Origin of the sequence: Streptomyces sp. NPDC013157 (assembly GCF_042899865.1) — a bacterium.
Taxonomy (GTDB): domain Bacteria; phylum Actinomycetota; class Actinomycetes; order Streptomycetales; family Streptomycetaceae; genus Streptomyces.
The window spans coordinates 392037-418556 of sequence record NZ_JBIBAK010000002.1 but is presented as its reverse complement, the minus strand read 5'-3'; the positions used below and the strand labels follow the sequence as shown (position 1 = coordinate 418556).

Sequence of the window (26520 nt, the reverse complement as noted above, 5' to 3'; positions counted from 1 at the left end):
CTGGTCGCGCAGTTCCTCCCCCCAGCCTTCGGCCGGGGGCGCCCCCAGCGCCCCTGGGCGGGGGCAGTTCCCCTCTTTCGAAAAGGAGCCCATGTCATGATCGACAAAATCGTCGTCGCCGGTGTTCCGGTCGACACCCGGCACTGGATCGGCGGTCAACGCGTCGCCTCCGCTGAGACGTTCACCGACAGCTCGCCCATCGACGGGCAGCCGATCGGTGAGATCGCTCGCGGCGGTCCCGCCGAGGCGGAGGCCGCCGTCGCCGCCGCCCGCGAGGCCTTTCCCTCCTGGGCGGCCACCACCCGTGCCGAGCGCGCCCGTATCCTCCACGCCATCGCTGACGGAGTCGAGAAGCGGATCGAAGAGCTTGCGATCGTCGAGACCACGGACAACGGCGCGCTCCTGCGCTCGCACCGCCGTGGCGTCATGCCCCGCGTCGCCCACAACTTCCGGTTCTTCGCGGACTGGCTGCTGACGCTGGAGCACGACGACTTCGAGACCCGCGGGCACACCAACCACGTCAGCTGGGACCCCGCCGGGCCCTGCGTGCTGATCACCCCGTGGAACGCCCCGCTCATGCTGGCCACCTGGAAGGTCGCCCCGGCCCTCGCCGCCGGGAACACCGTCGTCCTCAAGCCGGCCGAGTGGTCCCCGCTCACCGCCTCCCTTCTCGCCGACATCGCGGCCGAGGCCGGGCTGCCGGCCGGTGTGCTCAACGTCGTGCAGGGGTACGGCGCCGAGATCGGCGATGCGCTCACGTCCCATCCGGACGTGCGCCGGATCAGCTTCACCGGATCCGTGCCGACAGCCAGGCGCATCGCCGCCTCGGCCGCCGCCAACCTGACCCCACTGAGCCTCGAACTCGGTGGAAAATCACCCCTGTTGGTCTTCGCAGACGCCGATCTCGACCTGGCCGTCGACCTTGCGTTGGAGCAGTACGACAACGCCGGGCAGGTCTGCCTGGCGGGTACTCGGCTGCTGGTGGAGGAGCCGGTCGTCGAGGAGTTCACCCGGCGGTTCGTGGCGAAGGCCACCGCGCTGCGGCAGGGCGATCCGCGCGACGAGGCCACCGGCATCGGGCCCAACATCCATCCCCGCCAGCTGGAGAAGATCGACGGGTTCGTGCGGCGGGCGATCGGCGCAGGGGCGCGTGCGGTGATCGGCGGGCACCGCCAGGACGGGCAGTTCTATGCGCCGACGCTCCTCACCGATGTCGCACAGGACAGCGAGGTCGTGCAGGAGGAGGTCTTCGGGCCGGTCCTGACCCTGCAGACCTTCGCCGACGAGGAGGAGGCCGTCCGGCTGGCCAACGACACCCGGTTCGGGCTGGCCGCCACCCTCGCCACCGGCGACCCCGAGCGTGCCGAGAGGGTCACCGCACAGCTCGTCGCGGGCACGGTCTGGGTCAACTGCTTCTTCGTCCGCGACCTCCAGGCACCCTTCGGCGGCTCCCGGCTCTCCGGGGTCGGGCGCGAGGGCGGCACCTGGAGCTTCGACTTCTACTGCGACCTGAAGAACACCGTCACCGCACCGAAGGGCTGGAAGGACCATGGGTGAGATCGTCGGGGCGGGGCTCCTCGCCCACGTCCCCACCATCGTGCTGCCGGAGGCCGACCGGCTGGAGCTGAACGAGGGCAAGGAGATCACCCTTGTCACCGGTCTGCGCGAGCTGCGCCGGGAGGTCTTCGAGCGGGACGACTACGACACCGTCGTCGTACTCGATTCACACTGGGCGACCACCGTCGAGTTCGTGGTCACGGCCCAGCAGCGCAGGGCGGGACTGTTCACCTCCGAGGAACTGCCGCGCGGGATGTGCCGGATGCCGTACGACTTCCCCGGTGATCCCGAACTCGCCCGCAACCTGGAGAAGTTCGCGGACAAGCACGGCACCTGGATCACCGCGATCGAGGACGAGTACCTGCCGATCTACTACGCCACCATCAACCTCTGGAAGTACCTGGGCGAGGGCCTGCCCGACAAACGGTGGGTGACCATCGGGGTGTGCCAGACCGGGGACATGGAGGACCATCTGCGGCTCGGGCGGGCGCTCGCCGACGGGATCGCCGCCACGCCGGGGCGGCGGGTGCTGCTCATCGCCTCCGGCGCCCTCTCGCACACCTTCTGGCCGCTGCGTGAACTGCGTGACCACGAGGCCAGTGACCCGGTGCACATCCGTACGCCCGAGGCTCGCGAGGCGGACCACGAACGCATCGCGTGGTTCAAGGAGGGCCGGCACGACAAGGTCCTCGACACCATGGACGCGTTCTGGAAGTTCAGGCCCGAGGCGAAGTTCTTCCACTACCTGATGATGGCCGGCGCCCTAGGCGAACAGGCCTGTGTGGCCAAGGCCCGGCAGTACGGCGAGTACGAGAACTCCGTCGGCACCGGACAGGTCCACCTCTGGTTCGACCGGCCCGCCGACGGCTGGACCGGCACGGGTGAGCCCATGACGGCCACCGCACCCCACCACCCGCACCGCCGCGCCCAGGAGGCCCGCCCATGCCCGAATACCGCCGCATCCTCCTCGACGGTGCCGCCGTCCAGGTCACCGTCGACGGGGACGAACTCGTCGCCGGGGACGGGCGTCGAGTGAAGACCGAGGACGCCCGGCACCTGCCGCCGGTCGTGCCGTCCAAGGTGATCGCCGTTCATCTCAACCACCGCAGCCGCGTCGACGAGTTCCGGATCGAACTGCCCGACACGCCGACCTACTTCCACAAGCCGACCTCCGCCCTCAACTCCCACAAGGGCGCGATCGTCCGGCCCGAGGGCTGCAAGTGGCTCAACTACGAGGGCGAGGTCGCCATCGTGATCGGGAAGACCGCGCGGAACGTATCGCCGGCCGAGGCGGGCGAGTACATCGCCGGGTACACCATCGCCAACGACTACGGGCTGCACGACTTCCGGGACACCGACGCCGGGTCCATGCTGCGGGTGAAGGGGGCGGACACGCTCTGCCCGTTGGGTCCAGGCCTGGTCACCGACTGGAACTTCCACGGCAAGCGGCTGCGCACGTACGTCAACGGCGAGGTCGTCCAGGACGGGTCCACCGACGAGATGAAGTGGGACATGCACTATCTCGTCGCCGACATCGCCCGCACGATCACCCTGTACCCGGGCGACGTGCTGCTCTCCGGCACCCCGGCCAACTCACGGCCCGTGCAGCCCGGCGATGTCGTCGAGGTCGAGGTGGAGGGGCTCGGGCGGCTCACCAACCACGTCGTCACCGGCCCCACCCCCATCCGCACCGACGTCGGCGCGCAGCCCACCGAGTCCGAGGAAGTGCTGTCCACCGCGCTCGGCGGGGACTGGGAGTTCCGTGGCATCCGCGCGCCCCGCAGGTAGACGCCACGGCGGTCGCCGGGGACCGGCGGGTAGGGTCGCGACCATGACCGAATCCGCCGGCACCCCGCACCAGCCCGACGACCGGCCGGAGGACCGGTCGCGCAGGCGGCTCGGCTACGGCGAGGGGCGCGAGGCGCTGCTCAAGGCCGCCGTCCGGGTCGTCGGCGCGCGGGGGCTGCGGCACCTCACCTACCGTGCCGTGGCGGAGGAGGCCGGGGTCACCCACGGCCTGGTCGTCCACCACTTCGGCTCCCGGGACGCGCTGATCGAGGAGTCCCTCGCCTACGCCGTGCGCCTCAGCCTCAGCAGCAGCCTGCTCGAGCCCGGCACCGGGAAGCCCGAGGACTTCGTGGCCGGTCTGACGGACATGGTCGAGGACGACGCGGACGGCCAGGCGTACCAGTACGAGCTGCTCCTGGAGGCCCGCCGCCGGCCCGAGCTGCTCCCGCAGGTCCGCGCCCTGTACGACGAGTACTTCGGCGCTTCCCGGCGTGAACTGGCCCGCATCCTGCCCGGTGACGCGAGCCCCGCCTTCAACCGGCTGGTCTTCGCCGCGCTGGACGGCTTGGTGCTGCACCAGCTCACGGGCATCGGCGACCGTGCGGACACCGAGGCGGCCCTGGCCGAGCTGCGTTCCCTCCTGCGCACGCTGGGTGAGCGGCCACCCGAGAAGCACGACTGAGCGTACCCGGCCCGGAACCCCCCGTCGCGGCCGCGCCGGGGGGTTCGCCATGCCCTGGGCACGGTGGTTTCCCTGGCGTAAATTCCCCTTCCGACCCCCTTGTCAGATGGATAGTTCCGGCCCACCATGAGGCAACTCGTTTGGCTCAAAACGAAAACTCTCCCTTCCCCTCAGCAGGTGATCCGAGTGGACAGTCAGACGGTCGACGCCTCTCCACAGTCCGGAGCGGGCGACCAGCCCGCGGCCGCCCTCAAACGAAACGCCCTGGGTGTCCTGGGCATCCTCTTCTTCGTCCTGTCCGCCCAGGCGCCGCTCACCGGCATCGCGGGCGCCGTACCGATCGCGGTCGCGGTCGGCAACGGAGCCGGCGCCCCGGCCGCCTACGCCGTCTCCGGAGCGGTGATCCTGCTGTTCTCGGTGGGCTTCGTGGCCATGGGCCGGCACGTCGTCAACGCCGGCGCCTTCTACACGTACATCGGCAAGGGGCTGGGCCGGACGACCGGCAGCGGCAGCGCCGCCGTGGCGCTGTTCGCCTACTGCACGGTCCAGGCCGCGATGTACGGCCTGTACGGGGCCACCGTCAGCGGGCTCGTTGAGCACTACTCCGGCGCGCACATCGCCTGGTGGGTCTGGGCCCTGGTGACCATGGCCGTGGTCCAGGTGCTGGGCGCCGCCGGGATCGAGCTGGGCGCCAAGGTCCTCGCCGTGTTCGTGCTGGCCGAGTTCAGCATCCTGCTCGCCTTCGCCCTGGTGACCTTCTTCACGGGCGGCGGACCCGAAGGGCTCGACTTCGGCGGTACGTTCTCGCCGCACGCGGTGCTCCAGGGCGCTCCGGGCGTGGCCCTGATGTTCGCCGTCGCCTCGATGTTCGGCTTCGAGGCCACCGCCATCTACGGCGAGGAGGCCCGCGAACCCCGCAGGACCGTCCCCCGGGCCACCTACCTCTCGGTCGCCGTGGTCACCGGCTTCTTCGCCTTCGTGTCGTGGATGCTGGTCTCCTCGTACGGCCCCTCGAAGGTCACCGCGGCCGCGGGCAAGGCGCTGGCGGGCGGCGACTCCACCGTCTTCGTCTTCGCGCCGATCGCCGACCGGTTCGGCGGCTGGGTCGGCGACGTGCTGCCGATCCTGCTGGCCACCTCCCTCTTCGCCGGCATCCTCGCCTTCCACAACTCCGCCAACCGATACCTGTTCTCCCTCAGCCGCGAGGGCCTGCTGCCGGGTCGCCTGCGCACCCTCAACCACCGGCACTCGCCGTGGGCCGCGGGCCTGGTGCAGACGGCGATCGCGGTGCTCCTGGTGATGCCCTTCGCCCTCGCCGGCAAGGACCCGGTGCTCACCCTCTTCTCCTGGTTCAGCGGGGTCGGGGTCCTGGCCTGCATGCTGCTGTACTTCCTGACCTCGGTCTCGGTGATCGTCTTCTTCCGCCGCGAGCGCCTCGACACCCGGCCCTGGAACACGCGGATCGCGCCGGCGCTCGGCGCCCTCGGCATCGCCGCCATGATCTGGGTGATCCTGGCCAACTTCACGACCCTCATCGGCGGCGCCACCACCACGGCCGTCTGGCTCGTCCTGGCCGTCCCCGCCGTCCTGCTCCTCGGGGCGGGCACCGCACGCCTCGTCCACGGCCGCTGACGCGCCCCGCCGGGCCCGGCCCCGCACGGCCGGGCCCCCACCCCCCCGATTGGGAACACCATGCTGGACCTCACCCCCGACGAACTGCTCGGCCGGGCCAAGGCCCTCGACCTGCCCGCACACCACCACATCGACGGCACCGACGAGCCCGGGGGAGGAGCGGCCTTCGCCGTCGTCTCGCCCCGGGACGGACAGCTCCTCACCCGGGTCGCCGACGCCGGCCAGGCCGAGGTCGACCACGCCGTGGCCGCTGCCCGCCGCGCCTTCGACTCCGGGCCCTGGCCCCGGATGGCGCCCGCCGAGCGCGGCCGGATCCTGCTGCGGCTGGCCGAACTCCTCGAAGAGCGGCGCGAGGAGCTCGCCCTCACCATCACCCTGGAGATGGGCAAGCCGATCACCGAGGCGTACGCCATCGAACTGCGCGCCGCGATCACCACCTTCCGCTGGTACGGGCAGCTGGCCGACAAGCTGACCGACGAGTCCCCGCACACCGCCTCGGACGCCCTCGCCCTGGTCACCCGCGAGCCGACCGGGGTCGTCGGCGCCGTGGTCCCCTGGAACTTCCCTCTCACCCTGGCGAGTTGGAAGGTGGCCCCGGCGCTCGCGGCCGGCTGCACGGTCGTCCTGAAGCCGTCCGAATCCTCCCCGCTCTCCGCCCTCCTCCTCGGCCGCATCGGCACCGAGGCCGGACTCCCGCCGGGCGTCCTCAACGTCGTCACCGGCGACGGCCCGACCACCGGGCGGGCCATCGGTCTCCACCCAGGCGTCGACGTCCTGGCCTTCACCGGCTCCACGGCCGTCGGCCGCCACTTCCTGCGCTACTCCGCCGACTCCAACCTCAAGCGGGTCTGGCTGGAGCTGGGCGGCAAGTCGCCCAACATCATCCTCCCGGACGCCCCCGACCTGGACCGGGCCGCCGCCACCGCCGCCTGGGGCATCTTCTTCAACCAGGGCGAGATGTGCACCGCGCCCTCCCGGCTCCTGGTCCACTCCTCGATCGCCGAGCGGGTGACGGACGCCGTCGTACGCCGCGCCGAGGAACTGAGGACGGGCGACCCGCTCGACCCGGCGACCGAGATGGGCGCGCTGGTCGGGGAGGCACATCTGGAGCGCGTGCGGGGGCATGTCGCCACCGGGTGCGAGCAGGGTGCCCGGCTGCGCACCGGCGGCGAACGCACCCTGGTGGAGAGCGGCGGCAGCTACCTGCGGCCCACCGTCTTCGACCGCGTCGATCCCGGGATGCGGCTGGCTCGTGAGGAGATCTTCGGGCCCGTCCTGTCCGTCCTCGCCTTCGACGACCTGGACGAGGCGGTCCGGCTCGCCAACGCCACCGAGTACGGGCTCGCGGCCGGCCTGTGGACCTCCGGCCTCTCCACCGCGCACCGGGTCTCCCGCGCCCTGAAGGCCGGCACGGTCTGGGTGAACTGCTACGAGGAGGGCGACCTGACCGTGCCCTTCGGCGGGATGAAGCAGTCCGGCAACGGGCGGGACAAGTCCGCGCACGCGATCGACAAGTACACCGAACTCAAGACGACCTGGATCCAGCTGTGACCCGCCCGCACCGACAGCTCCGCCCGCTGATCGCCGTACCCGCCCGGTTCTCCGCCACCACCTCGGCCCTGCGCTTCGCCGCCGAGGTCAACGCCCGGGCCCTGATCGAGGCCGTCTGGCGGGCCGGCGGCGAACCCGTGAGCATCCACCCCGCCGACACCGACGTGCCCGGCCGGCTCGCCCGCTTCGACGGCGTGCTGCTTCCCGGCGGCGGCGACCTCGCCCCGTACCGCTACGGGGCGACGCAGACCCACGACACCGTGTACGACGTCGACGACCTCCAGGACGCCTTCGATCTTCACGTCGCCCGGCACGCACTGGAGTCGGGCCTGCCGCTGCTGGCGATCTGCCGGGGGCTGCAGGCCGTGAACGTGGCGCTGGGCGGCACGCTGGAGCAGGACATGGGCGGCCCGGACCGCACCCACCGGCACCTGCGCCACCCCGTCACCGTCCGTCCCGGCTCGCGGGTCGAGCAGGCGCTGGGGGAGGAGAAGCCGGACGCCTCCTGCTACCACCACCAGCGCGTGGACCGCCTCGGCACCGGCCTCACCGTCACCGCGACCGCGGCGGACGGCACCGTCGAGGGCCTCGAACTGGCCGATCCCCGGGGCTGGTTCACCGCCGTGCAGTGGCATCCCGAGGACACCGCTCACGAAGACCCCGTCCAGCAGCGCCTGTTCGACGCGTTCGTGCGGGCTACGGCGGAGTGAAGGTGCCTGATCAGGCGCCCTGATCAGGCCTTGGGGCGCCGTCCGCTGCGGCGCGGCGCGGGCTCGGCGCCGCCGAGCAGCTCCCGCCGCCGCCTCTCGCCGTGGTCCTCGACCTGGAGCACGACCCGCCGCAGCAGTTCCGCGAGGGTCCGGCACTCGGCGTCGCTGAGCCCGGAGGTCACGAAGGCCTCCTCCGCGTTGAACTCCGGGAACACCCGCTGCATCAGCTCCTCGCCCTTCCCGGTCAGGCTGAGCAGCACCAGGCGGCCGTCGTCCGGATGCCCGGAACGGCCGAGCAGGCCACGCGACTCCAGGGTGCGGGCCACGCCGGTGAGGGTGCCCTTGGAGATCCCGGCCTCCTCCGCCACGTGCCGGGTCTCCGACTCGCCCCACACCCAGACGACCCACAGCACCACGAACGCGGTCCAGGTGAGGTCCGAGCCGCGCAGCACGGAGTTCTCCAGGTGCTGGCGCACGGCGGAGGCGGCCCGGTGGATGTTCGCCACGGCCGCCATCTGGTCCCGGCGGACCGGGATCCCGCCGAGTTTCGCCGAGGCGAGCTTCTCCGCTTCGGTGATGGACCGGTGACCGGGCACGGGTGACTCCTTCTCGACTTTCGTTCGGCCTCAAATTGTACGGAACGAAGCGTGCCGTCAGCGGGCGGCAGGGTGGGGCAGGTCGTGGGCCTCCAGGCTGATCAGCTGCTCCGCCGTCGGGGCGGTGAGCTCGGCGACGCGCTGGGCCTGGCGTTCGGTCATCTCCTGGAAGATCTGGCGGGCCGAGCGGCCGTTGCCGAACCCCTCGCCCCGGGGCATCGCCTGGAAGAGGGAGAACAGTTCGGTACGGGCCGTGGGAGTCAGCTCGTAGCGGTGCTGCCCCGCCTGGAACTCGACGATCGACACCAGCTCCCCCGGCTCGTAGTCCTCGAAGAGGAGGGTGCGGCCGAAACGGGAGGCGAGACCGGGGTTGGAGCCGATGAAGCGGTGCATGTCACCGGGGTAGCCGGCGGCGATGACCACCACGTCGTCGCGGTGGTCCTCCATCAGCTTCACCAGGGTCGCGACGGCCTCGGTGCCGAAGTCGTTGCCGGCGAAGGCCGGGGCCAGGGAGTAGGCCTCGTCGATGAAGAGCACACCGCCGAGCGCCCGGTTGAAGGCGGCGGTGGTCTTCGGACCGGTGTGGCCGACGTACTCGCCGACGAGCGCGGTCCGGTCGACCTCGACGAGATGACCCCGGCGGAGCAGGCCGAGGGCCTTGAGGAGGCGGCCGTAGAGGCGGGCGACCGTGGTCTTTCCGGTGCCGGGGTTGCCGGCGAACACCAGGTGGCGGCTGAGCGGCGGGGCCGGCAGCCCGGCCTCCTCGCGGCGGCGGACCGTCTGCATGAGCTTGACCAGGGAGCCGACGTCCTGTTTCACGCGGTCCAGGCCCACCAGCTCGTGGAGTTCGCCGAGCAGGTCCTCCAGGTTCTCCTCCTCCGGCTCCTCGGAGTCGTCGGCGGCTTTGGTGGCGGAAGCGGAGGAGGAGGTGGCACCGGGTCTGCCGTTCGCCGGGGCCGCGGCCGGGGTGCCGAAGGTCAGCGGGGTGCCGTCGGCCGTGCAGTCCTCCAGGACCGGCTCGGCGCCCTCGTCGGTGCCCAGCGCCTCCGCGCAGTCCCGGATCCGGCAGTGCCGGAAGACCGGGTCGGCGCCCTTGGCGACGTGCAGGGCCGGGAAGCCCGCCCGGGTGACCTCGAGCGAGGTGAACGTGCCGCCCGCGCCCTCGGCCAGGAACACTCCGTTCTTGCCCGGCCGGTCGATGTGCAGCCCGGTCACCTCCGGCCTGGCGCCGGTCCACACGACGGCGCCGGAGCCCGCGCAGTCCTCGACCCGGCCGCCCGTCACCGTCGCCTCGGCGCCCTCGTCGACCACCAGACCGGCGGCTCCCGCGCCGCTGATCCGGATCCCGGCGAGGGAGACGGTGGCGCCCTTGGCGACCTGCACGCCGATCTCCTTCGTCCCGGTCACCGTGGTGTCCGCGACCGTGCTGCCGGCGGGGGAGCCGATGCCGATCCCGGCGGCGGACCCGGCGACCCGGCAGCCGGTGAGCGTGGCCACCGCCCGCTCCAGGACGCTGACGCCGGTCATGGCGACGTCGGATATCCCGCAGTCGGTCAGCTCGATCCGGGCCTCGCCCGTGGCGTGCACCCCGTGCTCGGAGCCGCCCCGCACCCGGCAGTCGGCGAGCCGCCCGACGGCCGTGCCGGCCAGGTGGACCGCGCTGAAGGTACTCCGGTCGATCCGGCAGTCGGCCAGCTCCGCCTCGCCCGAACCCGTGACCAGGAGCCCGTTGGCCCCCGCGTCGGCCACGGAACACCCCGAGGCGCTCAGCCGCGCGGTCTCCTGCACGACCAGCCCGCTGGCGGCGGCGCCCCGGATCCGGCAGTCGGTCAGCTCGGCCCGCGCCGAACCGGTCAGATGCACCCCCGCCGCCCCGGGCGTCTCGATCCGCGACTCCCCGGCCGTGGCCTCGGTCGAGTCCTCCAGGAGCAGCCCCGCCCGGCCACTGCCCGCCAGCACCGAGTCGGTCAGCCGCAGCCGGGACCGGCCGCGCAGCCGCACCCCGGACCCGGTGGTGCGTTCGAGCCGCAGCCGTACGGCGTCCAGGCTCGCGGTGCCGGAGAGCACCACACCCGTGCCGTCGACGCCGGTCATCGCGGTGTCCTCCAGGCGGCCCCGGACACCGCCCGCCAGGTGCAGACCGGCCAGCCTGGCCCCCTCCAGACGGCAGCGGCGCAGGACGACGGCCGTCGTACCGCCCTCCTCGTCGTCCGGGCCCTTCACCTGGACCCGGCCGCCTTCCACCGAGCACTCCTCCAGGACCAGCCCGGCGCCCGGCGACACGCTCACGGCGGGCAGGCCCGCGTCCGAACCCCACACCGTGATGTTGTGCAGGGCGCAGTCCGGCCCGTCCACGGTCACCGCGGGCGCCTCACCGGGCGGCGCCGCGATCACCACGCTGCCCCGGCCGTGCTCCGCCGTGAGCACCACCGCGCGGTCCAGGACCAGGTTCTCCGTCCAGGTGCCCGGGGCGATCACCACCAGGTCGCCGGGTGAGGCCGCGCGTATCGCCTCGCCGATGGTCCGGTACGCGCCCCGGCCGCCCTGCCCCTTGGGCGCCACGGTGTGACGGGTGGTCATCTGCGTTCCTCAGTCCTCGGTGCTCGCCGCTGCCCGGTCACGGTGCCTGGTAGTACGTCGGATTGATGCTCGCACGATACGTACTGGTCAGGTACAGCGACTGGATCGTCTTCTCGAAGATCTTGAAGGGTAGCTGGATCCAGAAGTCGGCGAAGCCCTGGCGGTGGAAGAGCCGGCTGCCGGCACTCATCACGAAGACGTTCTTGACGAGTCCGGTGGTGGCGGCCGTGGTGACCGAGGCGGCGGCGTTGATCCCGCCCTCCCACACCGCGTCCCCGCCGTGCAGCTTCACGGTCTGCCCGTTCGCGTCGGTCACGCCCCACACGGCCGCGTTCATGCTGCCGTTGACCCAGCCGGACAGCGCACTGCTCAGGACACCGAACGAGAAGTCGTACATACCGCCACGCCAGCGGGTCGGCGTCTCGTTGCCCGCCCACTCGTTGACCCAGGTCTTGTCGTGGTTGAGCGGACGGCGGGTCCACGGCTTGCCGCCGTCGACGTTGGCGATGCCCGTCTTGAACTGGCCGAGCCTCTCGAACCCGAGGGCCCGGTTCTCGTGCACCGCGGTGCTCAGCCCGGTCTTGATGGTCGCGCCGACCGCCGCGTTGGCGAACGACTTGAGTGCGTCCTTGCCTGTGAAGGGCTTGTTCTGGACGGCGGCCACGATCCCGTTGACGGCGAGGTTCGCGCCGAACTCCAGGATGAACTCCTGACCGAACTCCAGCGCCGCCTTCTTGGCCACGGACTGCCAGTACGGCTCGTAACGTGCCTCGCGCAGCGCCGCGTTGCCGTCCGGCAGGAGCGTGCCGGACCACGGCATGCGCTGGGCCTCACGGGTGGTACGGCCCCAGCCGCGGATCTCGGTGAGCGCGCCGCGGAAGTCGTACTCGTTGCCGACCAGCCGCCAGGTGTTGAACGTGTCCCGCTCGAACACCAGCCCGCTGTCGGTACGTTGACCGATCAGATCGCCGTTCCTGCTGTAACGGTTCCACTGGCCGCGCCAGGCGTCGGTCTCCAGGAACCCGCCGCCGTCCGCCTTGCGCTCCCGCACCACGCTGCCGTGGTCGAACTCCTTCCAGACCGAACCGGCCGGGGTGTTCTGCGTGACGGTCGTGCTGTACGCCCGCACCCGCAGCGGTCCGCCGTTGTGCAACGGGGTCTCGCGCAGGACGGTCGGCGCGGCTTGGCCCGGCACGCGCAGCTCGTCACGGAAGTGGCGGGCGCCGTCCGTCCATTGGTCCTGCCACGCACGGCCGTTCCACCAGCGGCGGACCTGCTCGCCGTTGCCCACGGCGATGGGCGTGCCGTTGCGTTCATGGGTGCTGGCGCGCCAGTTGCCCTGGTCGTCCCGCCAGGCGTCGACGTACCGGCCGGAGTCCAGCATCCGGCGCTCGCGGACCAGGTTCCCGTTGCCGTCGTAGTCCCGGTAGGAGTCGTCCCAGGGCAGCCGCGAGTCGTTCGAGCCACGGAAGAACTCCCGTCGGCCGCGGCCGAGTTCGGTGCCCTGGGCGTCCAGCTCACGCCAGGCCCAGCGGCCGGAGTCGGCGCGGCCGGAGCCCTGGATCACGTGTCCGGCGGTGCCGTCCGGGTTGGCGTGGCTCTGCCCGACGAGGTTGCCGTGCGGGTCCCGGTCCACCCAGGTGCGGTCACCGGTGAACTCCCGCACGACCCCGTTCGGGCGGCCCTCGCGGGCGGTCCGGGTGACGCCGCCGGCGTCCTGGTGGACGTCCTGCCAGAGCCTGCCCTGCGGGTCGTTCGCGAGCGGTTCGCGGTAGCCCCTGAGGTCGCCGGCCTGCCAGGGGTGGGCGGCCGGATCGGCCGGGGCGTGGCCGGGGCGCGCCGCGTGATCGCCGACCTTCAGGGACGTGCCGTCGTGCAGCTTGCCGCTGAAGCGCGCGAAGGTGCCGTCGGCCGCCAGGTCGAGAGCGCTGCCGTCCATGCCGACGTAACGCACCCCGGAGGTGGTGGCGCCGTCGCGCGCCTCCTTCGTCCAGGTGAACAACTGGTAGGTGTCGTCGCCCCGGACGTGGGCGTACGGCGGCCGGGTGTGCTCGGCGCCGGCCAGCCAGCGGGTGCGGACCCAGGTGGGCGGACGCTGCTCGCGCCAGCGGTCGGTGGTCAGGAAGCCGTCGCCGAAGGCCTCGCGCTTGCCCACCTCCTTGCCGTGCGGGGAATGCCGCTCCCAGGTGGCGCGGAGGGTCCCGTCGCCCGGGTTCATGGCGTGTTCCTGGTACTGCCCGGCCCGCTCGGGCCACTCGGCCATGCCCCACTGCCGCTGGGCGATCCGGCCGTCCGCGGTGCGGTCGGTCCAGCCGCTGCCGACGCGCTCCCGGGTCCGCGGGCCCGAGGCGATCACCCTGCCGTCGCCGTCGTAACGGTGCCAGGTCCAGGCCCCGTTGCCGTCGTCGACGCCCAGGGTGTGGCCGGTCCGGCCGTTGAACTTCTGCAGCCCGTCGCGGTACTCGCGCACCGTGCGGCCACGGCCGTCGGTGTCGCGCCAGCCGGTGCCCGCCGTGTCGTAGTGCCGGCTGCCCGTGCCGACCGGAGTGCCGGTGTCGTCCCACCGCACCCAGTGGGTACGGGGGTTGGTGCGGGCGAAGTCGATCGTGTCGGTCCGCCGGAAGGAGTCGACCACACCCCCGGAGCCACCCGGCAGCACCCGGCGTTCGAAGACCGGCACCTGCTTCTTGGTCGAGCTGAGCAGCTGGATGTGACCGCCCGCCGCGCCGGACAGGTCGGCGGTGCCGCGGTGGAAGGCCCCGGACGCCACCGGTGCACCGGACCTGGTGGTCCGCTCCCAGGTGTTCGTGGTGTGGTCGACGACGTACCGGTAGTCCGTCCGCCGCCCGTTGTCCAGCACGTTGAAGCCCTGCCGGGCGACGCTCCCGTCGGCCGCCAGGTGCACGAACTCGCCGTGCCGCGGGCTGGTCCGGTCGTTGAAGGCGATCCGGGTGGTGCCGTCGGGCCGCCGGGCGGCGTCCCAGTGCGCGAGCCGGCCGCCCGCCGCGTCCTCCAGCCAGGCGGTGGGGTGCGCCGCGGTCGGCGGATCCGTGACGAGAAGGCGTCCGCCGTGGCCCGCAGGCAGCGGGGTGCCGGTGGCCGTGACGGCGCCCTGGGCGTCGTACCGGGTGAAGGTCCCGTCGGCCAGGGTGGTTTGGTGACCTCCGCCGGGCAGCGGGACCGTCTCCTGGACGAACCGGCCGGTGTGCTGGTCGAAGACCTGGTGGCCGCCGCCGGGGCGGGGGATCTCGATGCGGCCGGCCGGGTCGAAGGTGACCGCCCGCGCCGGGTTGGGCGCGAAGGCGTCGTCCAGCCAGTGCGGAGCCGCGCCGAGCGGCCGGTCGAGATGCCCGGCCGGTACGCCGTCCCGTCCGGTCAGTCGCAGCCCGTCGCCCGCGAAGTCGCCGTCGGGCGCGAAGGTGCGGTGACCGGTGTCGTGGACGGTGCGGAAACCGCCGTTGTCCGCCAGCGCGGTGACGGTGTCGGGCAGCCGGTTGCCGTCGGCGTCGGTGAGACGGTGGCCGCCGGCGCCGTCGGGCTCGGCGAACCGGGCGCCGCGCTGCCCGCTGAGCGGGTCGGCCAGCGCGGTCGAGGTGGTCACCGGGCGGCCCTCGGCGTCGTACAGCACGGACTCGCCGGTGACGTCGTCGATCGTGCGCGGCCGGTTGCCGCCGACCGCGACCACCCGTTGGGGCAGCGGCTGCCCCGCCGCGTCGGTGAGACGGTGACCGCCCGCGCCGTCCGGTACGACGATCCGGCCGCCGCGTGCGTTCGCCGCCGGGTCGAACAGCGCGAGACCGACGTCCTGGTAACGGCCGTCGGCCGTGAACCTGCTGGTCGCGCCGCTCGTCTCGTCGGTCACCCGGAAGCCGGAGCCGCCGGGCAGCGTGGTGACCGTCTGGGGCTGCCGGGCACCGGACTCGTCGGTCAGCGTGAAGCGGCCCGCGCCGTCGTCGGCCAGGAACCGCTGCCCGCGATCGCCCCGCGGGCCGGTCAGCGAGACACCGGTCTCCTGGAGGCGACCCCCGCCGTCGTGGCGTACGGACACCCCGGTCGTCCCGTCGGTGACCCTGATGCCGTTCCCGTCACCCAGGTCCTGCACCCGCAGGTCCAGCCGGTTGCCCGCGAGATCGGTGACATGGACGTCGGCGCCGTCGGTGACCCACACCCGGTCGGCCTCGGCGGGGACACCGTCCCGGCCGGTGAGCTGGACGCCCTCGTCGAGACGGAGGCCCAGGGAGTCCACGCGCTGGGTGACGCCGGTGTCGAGATGGGTGATCCGCGTGGCGTCGTCGGGCAGCGGGAAGGCGGTCAGCCGGTCCGCTCCGGGGCCCTGCACCGTCAGGGTCTGGCGGGCGCCGTGGCCGTTGATGTCAGTGTGCAGGCGCAGTCCTGTCGGTCCGCCGTCGGCCCCGCGCAGCGGCATGTCGTAGGCGATCCGGTCGCCGTTCGCGGTGTAGGTGTCGACGGTGTCCGACTGAGTGTGCCGGACGTCGAAACCGCCGTCCGTCCGGGCGACGACCGTGCGCGTCGGGTCCGGGTGGAAGTGCTGGTCGACCATCCGCAGCGTCACCGCGCCGTCCTGGCCCACGCTCCGCTCGATGTTCAGGCCGTTCGGCCCGCTCACGCCCGAGTTGTTCAGAGCGACGTGGTTGACCACGGGCGGGGCGGTGTCGGGCAGCGTTTCGTGCTTGCCCGCGCCGAGCGTCGCGCCGCGCCGGGTGGCCCCGATCTGGATCTCCTGGATCCGGGCCTCGATCTCGGTCGGAGGGATTCCGAGGTCCTCCAGGTTCGTGTACGCGGTGCGGAAACGGTCCTGAGCGGCTATCAGTTCGTGGTTGAGCTGCACGTCGTACTCACTGACACCCCGTGAGGTGCTGGCTCCGCCCGGCGCGGTGCGCAGATCCTCGACCCGGTTCAGTTCGACCCGGGCGGACGACAGCTCGACCCAGGCCTCGCGGAACGGCCGGCCGTCGCCGCCCAGCAGCTCGTCGAACCGCGCCGAATCCTCCGCCCACGGCGTCTCCCCGGGCTGCCGTGAGGGCACGGCCGGACCCTTGCCACGGTCCGGCCGGGCAGGTGCGGCGGGGGTGCTGTCGATGTCGGGACGGACCGGTGCCGCGGGGCTGGTGTCGCCATCGAGGCGGGCGGGTGCCGCCGGGGTCGTGTCGCCGTCCAGCCGGGGCGGTGCCGCGAGGGTGGTGTCACCGGTGTTCCGGAGCGGCCGGGTGCCGTCCAGCAGGCTCAGGGCGTCAATCTGCCGCCGGGCCTGCGCGGACCTGTCCATGCCGTCGAGCACCGTCTGGAGTCTGGTCTGCGTGTGCGGGGTCGTGCCGCCGTCGGCGAGCGCGGTACGGACGCGGCCGGCCAGTCCGTCCCCGTCGCCGCCGAGCCGCCGGAAGTCGTCGAGCAGCCGGTGGGCGTTCGCCTCGGCCCGCACCTGGTGCAGCAGTTGTTCCACTCCGGCGCGGCGGACGGAGTCCGGGCGGTCCCGCAGGAAGCGCTGGGCCGCGTCGGCCAGGTTGTCGAGGGCCTGGGCCCGCTGCGCCAACTGGTCGGCGGGGACGCGGTGGAAGGCGTCGAGGGCGCGGTCGACGTACCGGATCTGCGAGCGGGCGCGGATGCCGTTCTCCCGGTACGTGTTACGGCGGAAGGCGGCCCGGTCGAGGAGGTCGGGCGCGGCCGGGCGAGCGGTGCCGGGCGCCGTCGTCGCAGTGGTGTCGCCGGTCCGCCGGGGCGGCCCGAGCATGTCGTCGAGGACGGCGTCACCGAGCGGCCGTGTGGACCGGCCGCCGCCGAGCCGTGTGTCGTCTCGCGGGGGCATCGAGGCGAAGTCGCCGTCGCCGGTGCGGTGCGGGGCGGCCGAGTGGACGTCGTCGAGATGCGTTGCGGCCGTGTCGGATTCGGTGGGGTGGGGCGGGGTGGTGTCGGTCTCGTCGGGGTGCGGCGGGGTGGTGTCGGTCTCGTCGGGGTGCGGCGGGGTGGTGTCGGTGTCTGCGAGACGGGGTGTGCGTGTCTCGGTGTCGGCGAGGTGCGGTGTGGTCGTGTCCGTCTCCGTGAGCCGGGACGGAGGCGTGCCGGTGTCGAGCGGGTGGGGCTGGAAGGTCTCCGTCTCGGTCTCGGCGGGACGGTGCGGTGTGATGGTGTCGGAGAGGCGCTGCGGCGTGGTCTCCGCGTCGAGGGGGTGCGTGGCGGCGCCGTGATTCGTCGAGTGCGAAACGGTGGTGTCGCTCTCCTTGATCAGCGGCGGCGCCGTCTCGGAGTCGATGCGGTGCGGTGCGGGCGACTGCGTGTCGGTGTCGTGCGGCGTCGGGGACTTGGTGTCGAGGTCGTGGGGTGCCGGAGACACGGTGTGCGTGCCGGCGTGGTGCGGTGCCGGTGATCCGGTGCCGAGGTCGTGCGGCGCCGGGGCGGTGGTGTCCGGGCTGTGGGACGCGAGGCCGTCGCCGGTGACCGCGGGGGCCTTGGTGTCGGGGCCCAACTGGGTGTGGGGGAGCTCGTGTTGGGCGTGGGCCGGGGTCGTGTGGACGTCGGTCGCACCGGACCCGGACGGCGCCGCTGTCTTGGTGTCGGCGCTCGGCGGCAGGAACAGCCGGCGGCCGTCGTCCGTGAAGTGGAGGCCCGCGCCGTCGCCGTAGACCAGTTTCGCCTTGGACAGGTGCTTGAACGCCTTGTCGAAGGCGGTCCTGCCCAGGTCGACGGCCGCAGTGGTCTGCGCGCCGACCTTGGAGTCCGGCAGGGACCGGAAGCCGTCCGAGTTGGCGAGTGCCCGGACCATCTTCTTCATCTGCTCGGTGATGCCCGGCACGGCCTTGAGCGCGTCCTCGGCCGCTTGCGGGAGCGTGTTCAGGTTGGGTCCGTTCGGCGCGACGGCCGACGAGGAGGTCCCGGCGCCCTGGTTCCTGCCCGGCCTGGGCTGCGTCTTCACTGCGTCCGGGTCGGGCTGCTGCTTCAGGGCGTCGATACGTCCGTTGATGTCGTCGAGAAGCTTCGTCCGCTCGTCGAGCAGCCCCTTCGCCATGTCCTTGCGGGCGCCCTGGGCGATGTCGTGGAACTGCTGCGTCAGCTCGACCGCCTGCTTGGCGAGGGGCTGTGCCTTGTTGAGGTTGTAGCGCTGCGCCTTCCTGTTGCCGCTGACGACGGCGTTGTCGGCCTGGCGCACCTTGTCGGACGCCTCGTCGAACGCCTTGCCCGCGGCCCGCGCGGCCGGGTCCACCGTGCCGTCGGCGAGATAGCGTCCGTCGCCCTCCATGTCGTGGACCTTGAGCGGCTTCGGCCACCGCGATTCGACCTGGCTGGAGAACGGGTTGATCGGCAGCCCGGAACCGAACTTGGCCTCGGGCCGGTACAGCTTGGAGACGACCGCGCCCATCTTCTCCACATCGACCGGACCCTGGACGAGCTTGAGGACATCGTCCTTGAACCCGCCGCCGATCCGGTGCACCTCGCGCACCACGGACAGGGCGAGCGCCTCCTGGACGTGCGCGCCGTGGAAGACCTCCTGGTCGAAGGAGACCGTGCGGGACTCGCCGCCGCCGGGATACTCGTACGTCCAGCGGGCCCGCTTGCCCATCTCGTCGAAGCCGTCGTCGTACTTGGCGCTGCGGACCGTGTCGTCGCCGAACTTCAGGTCGCGCATCGTCTCGCGGTCCAGCGGGTGCAGCTGGTCGTGCAGCGAAACCCAACCGCCCCGCTCCTTGAGGACCTTGGCGTCGAAGACGAGTGTGGTCGGCCCGTACCGGGTCGCCATCGGCTTGTCGCCGGCCTCCATCCGGAAGAAGACGAAGTCGTCGTTGCCGAGGTTGGAGGTGTTCTTCCCCGAACTTTTGCCGGACGCGAGGAACCTGATGCCCCGTCGGGTCAGGTCGCCCTGTGAGGACATCACACCGCTGTTGGCGATGGCGTGGTAGGCGGGAGTCGCGTGCTTGATGCGGTAGGGCAGGTTCTCCAGGCTGGTCAGCAGCTTCTCGAACTGTGCGCGCTCCGCCTGCGGCAGGCTGTTCAGCAGCTCGTCGACGTCCCGGCGCAACTGCGTGATGTTGCGTTCGGACAGCTTCTCCACGAAATGCGTCTTCTGCGCGTCGGAGAGTTTCTCGAAGTCCTCGAACTTGGGGAAGATCTTCTTCCACTGCTCCTGCGAGCCGGGCAGTTCGGCCTTCCACTGCTTTCCGGTGTGCACCTCGGCGTACGCCTTGTTGCTGCGGAGGTGGCGGGCGATCTCCGGCATGTCGCGCTGGAGGCGGGAGATCGAGAACTCCGTGCCGTGGAAGCCCTTCAGGGCGATGGAGTCGCCGGGCCTCGCGGCCTTGACGGCGTCGTCGACCTTCCTGGCGAGCTCGTGGGCCACGGTGGAGACGGGGGCGTGTTCGTTGCGGAGGGTGTAGACACCGCCCAGCTCGGCGGCGTCCTTGACGAAACCCTTGAGGGAGGCGTCGAGGTTGTCGGCCGCCTTGTCGAGGGTCTGGGCGAGGCCCTGGAGTTCCAGCGGGGTCTTCTTGCCCGACTTGACCAGGTTCTCCAGCCGCTGGGTGAGCCCACGCAGTTCGAGCGACTGCTCCTCGATCTCCTTGCCGGTCTTGATGAAATGGTCCGCGCCGGCGGCCTCGGGCGCGTGCCGGGCCTGGGCGTCCAGACTCAGGGCGTGTTCCTGGAACCGCAGGGCCCGCTGGATCTCGCCGGCGCCGGCGAACTGGTCGACCAGCAGGTTGAGGTCGCGCTGGGAGAGCCGGCCGTCGCTCAACGCCTGCGTCATGTCCTCGTCCAGGCGGATCGCGATCTGGGACGCCTCGTCGTTCGCCTTGTCCAGGGCCGCCTGCATGGCCGGGCGCTGGTTGTCGCCGGCGTTGGCGAGGTTGCTCTCGGCCTGCTGCACGCCGCGCTGGGCCTCGGTGTGCTCGCCGAGGGACTTGGCCAGCTGTTGCGGAGGCGTCAGCGGGGCGGCCGCCTCCGTCTCACTGTGGAGGGCCGGAGCGGAGTGGGCGGGCGGGGGAGTGGCGTCGTCGGCGGGCAGGGCCGTGCCGCCGAGCGCGCGGGGCCGCTCCTTCAGACTGAGCTGCCGCAGGGCGGAGAGGTCGGCCTCCATCCGCACCGGGTTGACGTCGAGGTCGGTCAGGCGGGTGCGGGTGGCGTCGTACTGCTGCCGGGCGGTGTCGACCCTGTCGCGGGCGCGGATCTCGGCGACGGTGGGGCCGTTGGAGCCGCCCGCGTGGCCGTTGTGCGGCAGCAGGTCCTCGGCCCGGCCCAGGTCGTAACGCGCCTGGACGTAGTCCCGCCAGGCGTCGCGACGGGCCTGCCGCAGCGGGTCGTCCGCGTGGCCGAACAACGCGTCGACGCGCTGCCCGTCCCGGAACCAGGCCTCCTCGATCTGGGCCGGCGTGAGCCGCGGTCCCCGCCCCGGCAGCTCCTGGCCACCGCCCGCACGCGGGGTGTCCGGCCGCGGTGCGGGCGCCGTGTCGGGGGTCCCGTGCGCAGTGCCCGGTACGGCCGTTTCCGTGTCGGGACCGGTGTGGGTGGCCCCGGGCAGGGCCGTCTCCGTGTCGGGCGTGCCCCGGGTCGGGCTGGGGACGGGCGTCTCCGTGTGCGCCGCGGTGGGGTGGGCGGGGCTCGGCAGCTCCTTGCCCCAGGACGTCGGCGTCGGCAGGGAGCTGAGCAGTTCGTTGTTGTGGAGGACGTGGCCGCGCAGGTCGGCGGCGAGGTCGTTGAAGCCGGTGCCGCTCCACTCCCTGGTGAAGGTGCGGTCGCCGCCGGTGATCGTGACGGACACCGCGTTGTCGTCCACCTTGTGGGTGACCGTGATGGTCATCTCGTCCGTGTAGCCTGGCCGGCCGACGGTGAACGTCTTCACGTTCGGGCCGTCCCCGCCCTCCCGCACGACCGCGTCGCCGAGGCCTTCCCAGCGGCGCATCGCGTCCTGCCCGAAGGCGCGGCCGAAGTCCTCGAACGCCTCGCCCGAGTGCAGCCCGGACCACTTCGCGTTGATGAGGTCGCCGAGCTGGGCCTCCGGGATCTGTTCGGCCCGTACCGGGATGACGGTGATGTCGCCCTCGACACGGGCCGGGCCGGTGCGCTTGAGCCGGGTCGGCGAGAGGGTGATCTCCCACTGGTCCTGGTTGAGCGCGAGGGCGTCGTCGGCGGCCTTCTCGTATCCCGGCGGGTAGGCCATGGCGAGCTTGCCGTGGTCGGCGGGAACGTCGATCTCGAAGACGACGCGGTTGCTGTTGACGCCGTTCTTCGCCCACTCCGCCTGGAAGGCGCGGTTGTTGGAGGTCGAGGCGGGCAGCCGCTCCACGAACACGTCGGCCTGGGCGGCCCGCGGGTCCATGGACACGCCCCGCCACACCGTCATGCGCTGGTTGGGACCCTCGAACATGAGGTCGCCGGCGACCTTGTTGAACTGCTTGACCTTGCCCACCAGGCCCGGATTGGCCTCCAGGGCACTGGGGTTGACGAAGCCGCCGTATCCCTTCTTCGAGGTGAAGGCGCCGCCGATGACGCCCTGCATGAAGAGCTTGGTCTCGTTGTCGGTGGCGGCCTTGCCCATGTGCCCGCGGGCCGCGTGGGCGGCGGCGTCCCAGCTGTCCGCGGCCGGGCCGGTGAGTCCGGCCGGGCGCGGGGGCAGGGCGACGTCCGGGGTGGACGTGCGCAGCAGGTCGCCGGTGGACCGGCTGTAGACGTGGTTGCCGGAGGTGGAGGCGACGACGATCTCGTCCTCGCCGCTCAGCCTCGCCGGCCAGGTACCGGCGCCGTCGCTCACGGAGTCCACGGACTTGCCCGCGACCTTGACGCTCACCCCGCTGAACGGGCCGTCGCCGAACCGCACGGTCTCCTCGGCGAGGCGGAGGCCGCCCAGCCGCTTGAACGTCCAGCTGTGCGCCACCGTGCCGCCGACGGCGTCCAGCTGCCGTACGACGATGGCGGTGCCCTGCTTCTCCACGGTGTACAGGCCCGACTCGACCGCGCCGCCGTGGAGTTCGGGCGTGCCGGTGCGCGGTGCCTTGAGCGCCAGCTGATGGTCGCCGGGCACCCTGACGACGTTGGGGTCCTCCAGGAGCTTGTCGAAGCCGTCGGAGTGGGCTGCGGCCGGCGCGGAGTCGAAGGCGTCGCCGCCGTGGCCGGCGGAGCCGGACGGCATGTCGATCGTGAAGCCCTGCTTCTCGACCGTGTTCACGAAGTCGACGCTCGCCCCGCCGAGGTAGGGGGCGCTCGTCCTGTCGGTGACGACCTTGACCCCGTCGAAGTCCTTCACGGTATGACCGAGGGCGGACTCGTCGAACTGCAGCTTGTACTTGTCGCCCGAGGCCGAGGCCGAGGCCGAGGATGCGGCGCCCTGCTCCGGCAGGTGCTCCGGGGCATGCCCGGACGTTCCGGTGGCCGATCCGGCCAGGCCCTTGTCGGCGTCCGTGTGGGCGGGAGTGCCGGCGAAGGCGGGGCTGTCGGTGGTGCGGGCGCTGCGGCCGGTGTCGACAAGGTCGAGGGCCGAACGGCTGTGGTCGCCGCCGGGACCCGGGTGCCCGGAGCCGCCGACGGGGGTCGGAGCCGCCTCGTGCGTCCCGGCGTTGACCGTGAACCGGTCGCCAGTGATGGGGTTCGCCGGGCTCGTCGTCAGCCGGTCCGGGGTGGCCGGGGTGATCGTGAGCCGGTCCGGCGTCCCGGGCGCCGGGGACGGCGATCCGTGCGGCAGCCGCTCCGCCGGGGTGCCGGGGCGTGGCGAGCCCGGCTGGTGGACGAGTTCGTCGAGGTGGAGACGGGTCTGGTGGGCGTTGAGGGCGCTGGTGGTGCGGTCGGCGAGGGCGTCGCCGGTGCCGGGCGCCACGGGGGAGTGCGGGGTGTTGTGGCGGGTGCCGGCGAGCAGGTCGAAGGCCGAGACCCCGGCGTCGACGCTGCCCGGTCCGCCGTGCCCGATGCCGGTCGGGGAGGGGTGGGCGACGGTCGTGGGGCCGGTGAGCAGGCTGTGCGGCGCCGCCACGTCGTGCGGGGCGCCGGGTGCCGGTGCCGAGTCGAGGGCGGTGTGGGCGATGTTCGTGCCCGGCGTACCGGTCAGCGTGGTGTGGGCGGCGCCGATGCCGGGGGTGCCCGGCGCGTGCACGGTGCCCACGCCCGGGGTGCCGGTGAACGCGGAGTGCAGGGTGCCCGCGGTCGGGTCGGCGGTCGGGAGGTCGCCGAGCGTGGCCGCGACCGGCGGCGGTGTGGCGTGGGTGCCGGTGAGGACGGTGCTGCCCGGTGTGTGGGTGGTGTTGTGCGCGCCGCCCGGCAGCAGCACGTCGGCGTGGGAGGTGAGGTTCGCCGGCGTCGGAGGCAGCCCGGTGAGCGTGGTGTGGGCGCCCCCGGAGACGGCCGCCACCGGCGTGTCGGTGATGCCGTGGGTGGCGCCGGGGACCCCGGCCGAGGCGGGCACGTGCAGGCCGGACGCGGTGGTGACGGTCGGCGTGGCGACGGCGCTCACCCCGAGCTCCGCATGCCCGCCCAGCGCGCCGAAGTTCTCCACGCGCACGTTGCCCAGCTGTACATGGGGCATGTCGACCAGCGCGTCCACCGTGCGCGCCGCGTGGACACCGAAGTTGCCGCGGTGCGCGATCGCGCCGACGTCACCCAGGTTCAGGGACGGCGGCCGCAGCGTCGAGGTGACGTCCAGATGCGTGCTCGGGATGTCGAGGTCCAGGTTGCGGATGCTGCTCTGCCCCGAACCCGCCCCGAACCGCACCTCGTTCAGCTGGATGCGGGGCATGTCGACCAGGGCGTCGACGGTGCGCGGGTCGACCGGGACCGAGCTGATCGTACGGCCGATGCTGCTGGTGATCGGGGCGCCGAAGACGTGCTGCCCGAGCACACCGCGGTCGAAGAGACCGATCCGCAGGGCGCGCGCGAAGCCGTACTCGCCGATCTCCGCCGCGTCCACCGGCAGGAAGATCCGCAGCCACCTGGTGCCGCCGAACTCGTTGCCCAGCCAGGTCTTGGTCGTCTCCCAGCCCTTGGAGAGCGTCTCGGGCAGCCCGCGGACGAACGCGGGGATCCCCTTGAAGCCCTGCACGATCGTCAGACCGACCGAGTTGACCCCACGGCCGATGATGCCGGGCAGGTTGTGGATGCCGTCCAGCACCCACAGGCCGCCCTTGTAGACCCAGGTGCTGCCCAGCCGCACCAGGTCCTTCAGGCCGAGCAGCAGGGTCGTGGGGCGGAAGCCGTTGGTGAACAGGTTGCGCAGGGCCTGGAAGGTGCCCCGTGCGATGTTGGCGAACCCCTTGGCGAACGCGCTCGTCGCGACGTTCTTGATGATCTGGAAGATCGGCAGCGCCTTGGTGGTGGGCGCCAGGATGCCGAGGCCGGCGAGGAAGAGGTCGAGGAAGCTCGCGTTGCCGTTGGCGAAGTCGACGATCGTCTTGATGAAGAGGGTCAGGTTGACGCCGAGGGCGAGCAGCGCGATCGGACCGCCGAAGATCAGCGCCGGCACGATCAGGATGATCGCCAGCCACTGGAACGCCTCCCAGAAGATCTGGCACTTGGAGATCGGCAGCTGGATGTTGGAGACACCCGAGATGCTGCTCGCCGCTGCGGCGGCACCCTCGCCGTGCTCGGTGCCGGCCTGCCGGGCCGTCGAGGCGTACGTCTCCCGGTCGGGATCGTCCTCGGACAGTCCGCGGCCCGAGTTGAGCGCGCCGTCGGCCCGGGACTGGAGGTCGACGAGTTTGTCCGCCCAGGTGGTCAGCGCGGTCGCCGCGCTCTCGAAGGACTGCGCCACGTCCTCGATGTGCCCGCGCAGCCGGTCGTTGACCTTGCCGCGCAGGGCGTCGGCGGCCTCGCCGACGAAGACGCTGTCACCGGCGGTGTTCATGACCGCGTCGATCGCCGTGCTGATGCGGCGGGCCTCGGAACCCAGGTGGTTGAGCTCCGTGGACAGCGTCCGGATCTGGTCGGGATCACCGGGCGTGGGGTCACTGTCCAGCCCGATCGCGTTCCAGTCGGTCGGGCGCGGCATACGGGTTCCTCCCGGAAGCTGACGGGCTCGGGGCGGTCACTCCCCAACTGACCACGCCCCAGCGGCCGCTGCGGTTCACGTGATCTGGGTTACAGCCGTCGTCCGCGGTGAACCGGCGGGGCGCGTGCGGCGTGGTCCAACTGACCGGAGTCGCGACTGGGAGGACCGCTCATGGCCGACAGCCTGAAAATCGAATACAACGTCCTCAACGACGCCAAACGGGACCTGGAGAACCTGGCCGGCGACATCGGTCCGCTCCTGGACAACAGCACCTTCTCGCGGCTGGGCCAGACGGACTACGACGGATACACCTCCAGCGAGGCCCTGACGGTCCTGGGCGACCAGACCCTGGCCGACGCGCTCTCGGGCTTCTACTCCAACGCCAGCAGCACGATGTCCCACGCGGACAAGGGCCTCAAGGAGCTGGCGGGCGCCTTCGGTTCGGTGGGCGAGGCGTTCCTGTCGTTCGACTCCGAACTCGCCCAGGGCATGGGCATCACGGGCAGCAACCTGGGCCTGCAGAACTACTTCCGGGACAAGGACCTGTGGGACTACAAGCAGTCCCACCTCGACCAGTGCGTGCCCGGCCCGGACGGCACGATGCCGGACTTCTGCTCCGCCACCGACCCCGGCGACCCGCCGCTGGACCAGACGATCACCACCGACCGCGGCAGCGTCCACACGCATCTCACGCTCGACGACCAGCGCCACGTGATCAAGGAGGAGTCCACCGTCACCTACGACGGCAAGACGTACACCTCGGTCACCAACTACTCCAGCGACGGCAACCACTACACCACGGACACCTCGTACCCGGACGGCAGCACCGTGCACTCGGAGACCAACCTCAACTCCGACGGCAGCGGCACGATGGTGACCACCGGCAGTGACGGCGACCGCACCGAGTACACCCGCGGCCCCAAGGACGCCAACGGCAACCAGCCGGACTGGCAGCAGGTGGGCGGCAACACCGACGACGACGGCGGCGGCGGGGACGACGACTACAACTCCACGCCCGCCGCCTGGTGACCACCCGACAACCGCATCGAGACCGACAGGAACGGACAGGAACCCCATGGCCAGCTACAACGGCATCAACCTCGACTACCACAAGATCGAGGAGGTCGTGAGCCTGCTGCACGACGCCCACGAGAACCTGCTGCCGGTGCTCAGCAACCTGCGCAACCGGGTCAACACCCTCGTCGACGACGGCATGGTCTTCCAGCAGTCCAGCGAGGTCATCCGCACGACCTACAACAACTTCGACACCAGCCTGCTGGCCGCCGTGAAGGGCATCAACGACTTCTCCGAGATGTTCAACGGCATCAAGGAGAACGCGATCCAGTTCGACCAGGGCATCAGCAGCAGCCTGCAGAACAACTCGTAACACCCGTACGCGAGAAGGGGCCTTCCCGGGAAGTCCGGGAAGGCCCCTTCTCGTGCCGTGCGGCG

At 72.0% G+C, this 26520-nt stretch carries 12 protein-coding genes; 9 read left to right on the top strand and 3 right to left on the bottom strand.

All coding sequences use genetic code 11. The features are described from left to right. Window positions 1–96: 96 nt before the first annotated feature. The 7 genes from ACFY6U_RS07260 to ACFY6U_RS07230 all read left to right on the top strand — a co-directional run bounded on the left by ACFY6U_RS07260 (window position 97) and on the right by ACFY6U_RS07230 (window position 7920). On the top strand, window positions 97–1557 hold the full coding sequence (locus ACFY6U_RS07260) for an aldehyde dehydrogenase (protein ID WP_390035531.1): 1461 nt from the start codon (window positions 97–99) through the stop codon (window positions 1555–1557). After that, window positions 1550–2593, top strand: a complete 1044-nt coding sequence (locus ACFY6U_RS07255; protein ID WP_390035529.1) for a 3,4-dihydroxyphenylacetate 2,3-dioxygenase — start codon at window positions 1550–1552, stop codon at window positions 2591–2593. Before ACFY6U_RS07260 ends, ACFY6U_RS07255 begins: the two co-directional genes overlap by 8 nt. After that, the gene (locus tag ACFY6U_RS07250) at window positions 2500–3345 is read left to right on the top strand and encodes a fumarylacetoacetate hydrolase family protein (RefSeq protein ID WP_390035528.1); all 846 of its coding nucleotides are present in this window, start codon (window positions 2500–2502) and stop codon (window positions 3343–3345) included. Before ACFY6U_RS07255 ends, ACFY6U_RS07250 begins: the two co-directional genes overlap by 94 nt. A 43-nt stretch (window positions 3346–3388) precedes the next feature. Then, entirely contained in the window at window positions 3389–4027 is a 639-nt protein-coding gene (locus ACFY6U_RS07245) for a TetR/AcrR family transcriptional regulator (protein ID WP_390035526.1), read from the top strand. A 186-nt stretch (window positions 4028–4213) separates the two neighbouring features. Beyond that, on the top strand, window positions 4214–5659 hold the full coding sequence (locus ACFY6U_RS07240; protein WP_390035524.1) for an APC family permease: 1446 nt from the start codon (window positions 4214–4216) through the stop codon (window positions 5657–5659). Between the two features lie 60 nt (window positions 5660–5719). Beyond that, window positions 5720–7210: an aldehyde dehydrogenase gene (locus ACFY6U_RS07235; protein ID WP_390035522.1), complete on the top strand. Its 1491-nt coding sequence runs from the start codon at window positions 5720–5722 to the stop codon at window positions 7208–7210. After that, on the top strand, window positions 7207–7920 hold the full coding sequence (locus ACFY6U_RS07230) for a gamma-glutamyl-gamma-aminobutyrate hydrolase family protein (RefSeq protein WP_390035520.1): 714 nt from the start codon (window positions 7207–7209) through the stop codon (window positions 7918–7920). Before ACFY6U_RS07235 ends, ACFY6U_RS07230 begins: the two co-directional genes overlap by 4 nt. A gap of 23 nt (window positions 7921–7943) precedes the next feature. Here ACFY6U_RS07230 and ACFY6U_RS07225 read toward each other — a convergent pair whose 3' ends face one another. The 3 genes from ACFY6U_RS07225 to ACFY6U_RS07215 are packed head-to-tail and all read right to left on the bottom strand — an operon-like array spanning window position 7944 to window position 25068. Beyond that, window positions 7944–8516 carry a MarR family winged helix-turn-helix transcriptional regulator gene (locus tag ACFY6U_RS07225; protein ID WP_390035518.1) on the bottom strand — a complete coding sequence of 191 codons (573 nt, stop codon included), beginning with the start codon at window positions 8514–8516 and terminating at the stop codon, window positions 7944–7946. 57 nt (window positions 8517–8573) lie between these two features. Further along, window positions 8574–11096: a right-handed parallel beta-helix repeat-containing protein gene (locus tag ACFY6U_RS07220; RefSeq protein WP_390035516.1), complete on the bottom strand. Its 2523-nt coding sequence runs from the start codon at window positions 11094–11096 to the stop codon at window positions 8574–8576. Window positions 11097–11133: 37 nt separating this feature from the next. Continuing rightward, window positions 11134–25068: a hypothetical protein gene (locus tag ACFY6U_RS07215; protein WP_390036578.1), complete on the bottom strand. Its 13935-nt coding sequence runs from the start codon at window positions 25066–25068 to the stop codon at window positions 11134–11136. Window positions 25069–25239: 171 nt separating this feature from the next. Between ACFY6U_RS07215 and ACFY6U_RS07210 the strand changes: the two genes are divergently transcribed. Both ACFY6U_RS07210 and ACFY6U_RS07205 read left to right on the top strand, forming a co-directional pair. Further along, complete coding sequence (locus tag ACFY6U_RS07210) at window positions 25240–26097, top strand: hypothetical protein (RefSeq protein ID WP_390035514.1); 858 nt, start codon at window positions 25240–25242, stop codon at window positions 26095–26097. Window positions 26098–26143: 46 nt separating this feature from the next. Next, window positions 26144–26455 (top strand): hypothetical protein, encoded by a 312-nt coding sequence (locus tag ACFY6U_RS07205; RefSeq protein ID WP_046730425.1) that lies wholly within the window; start codon window positions 26144–26146, stop codon window positions 26453–26455. Window positions 26456–26520: the final 65 nt, after the last annotated feature.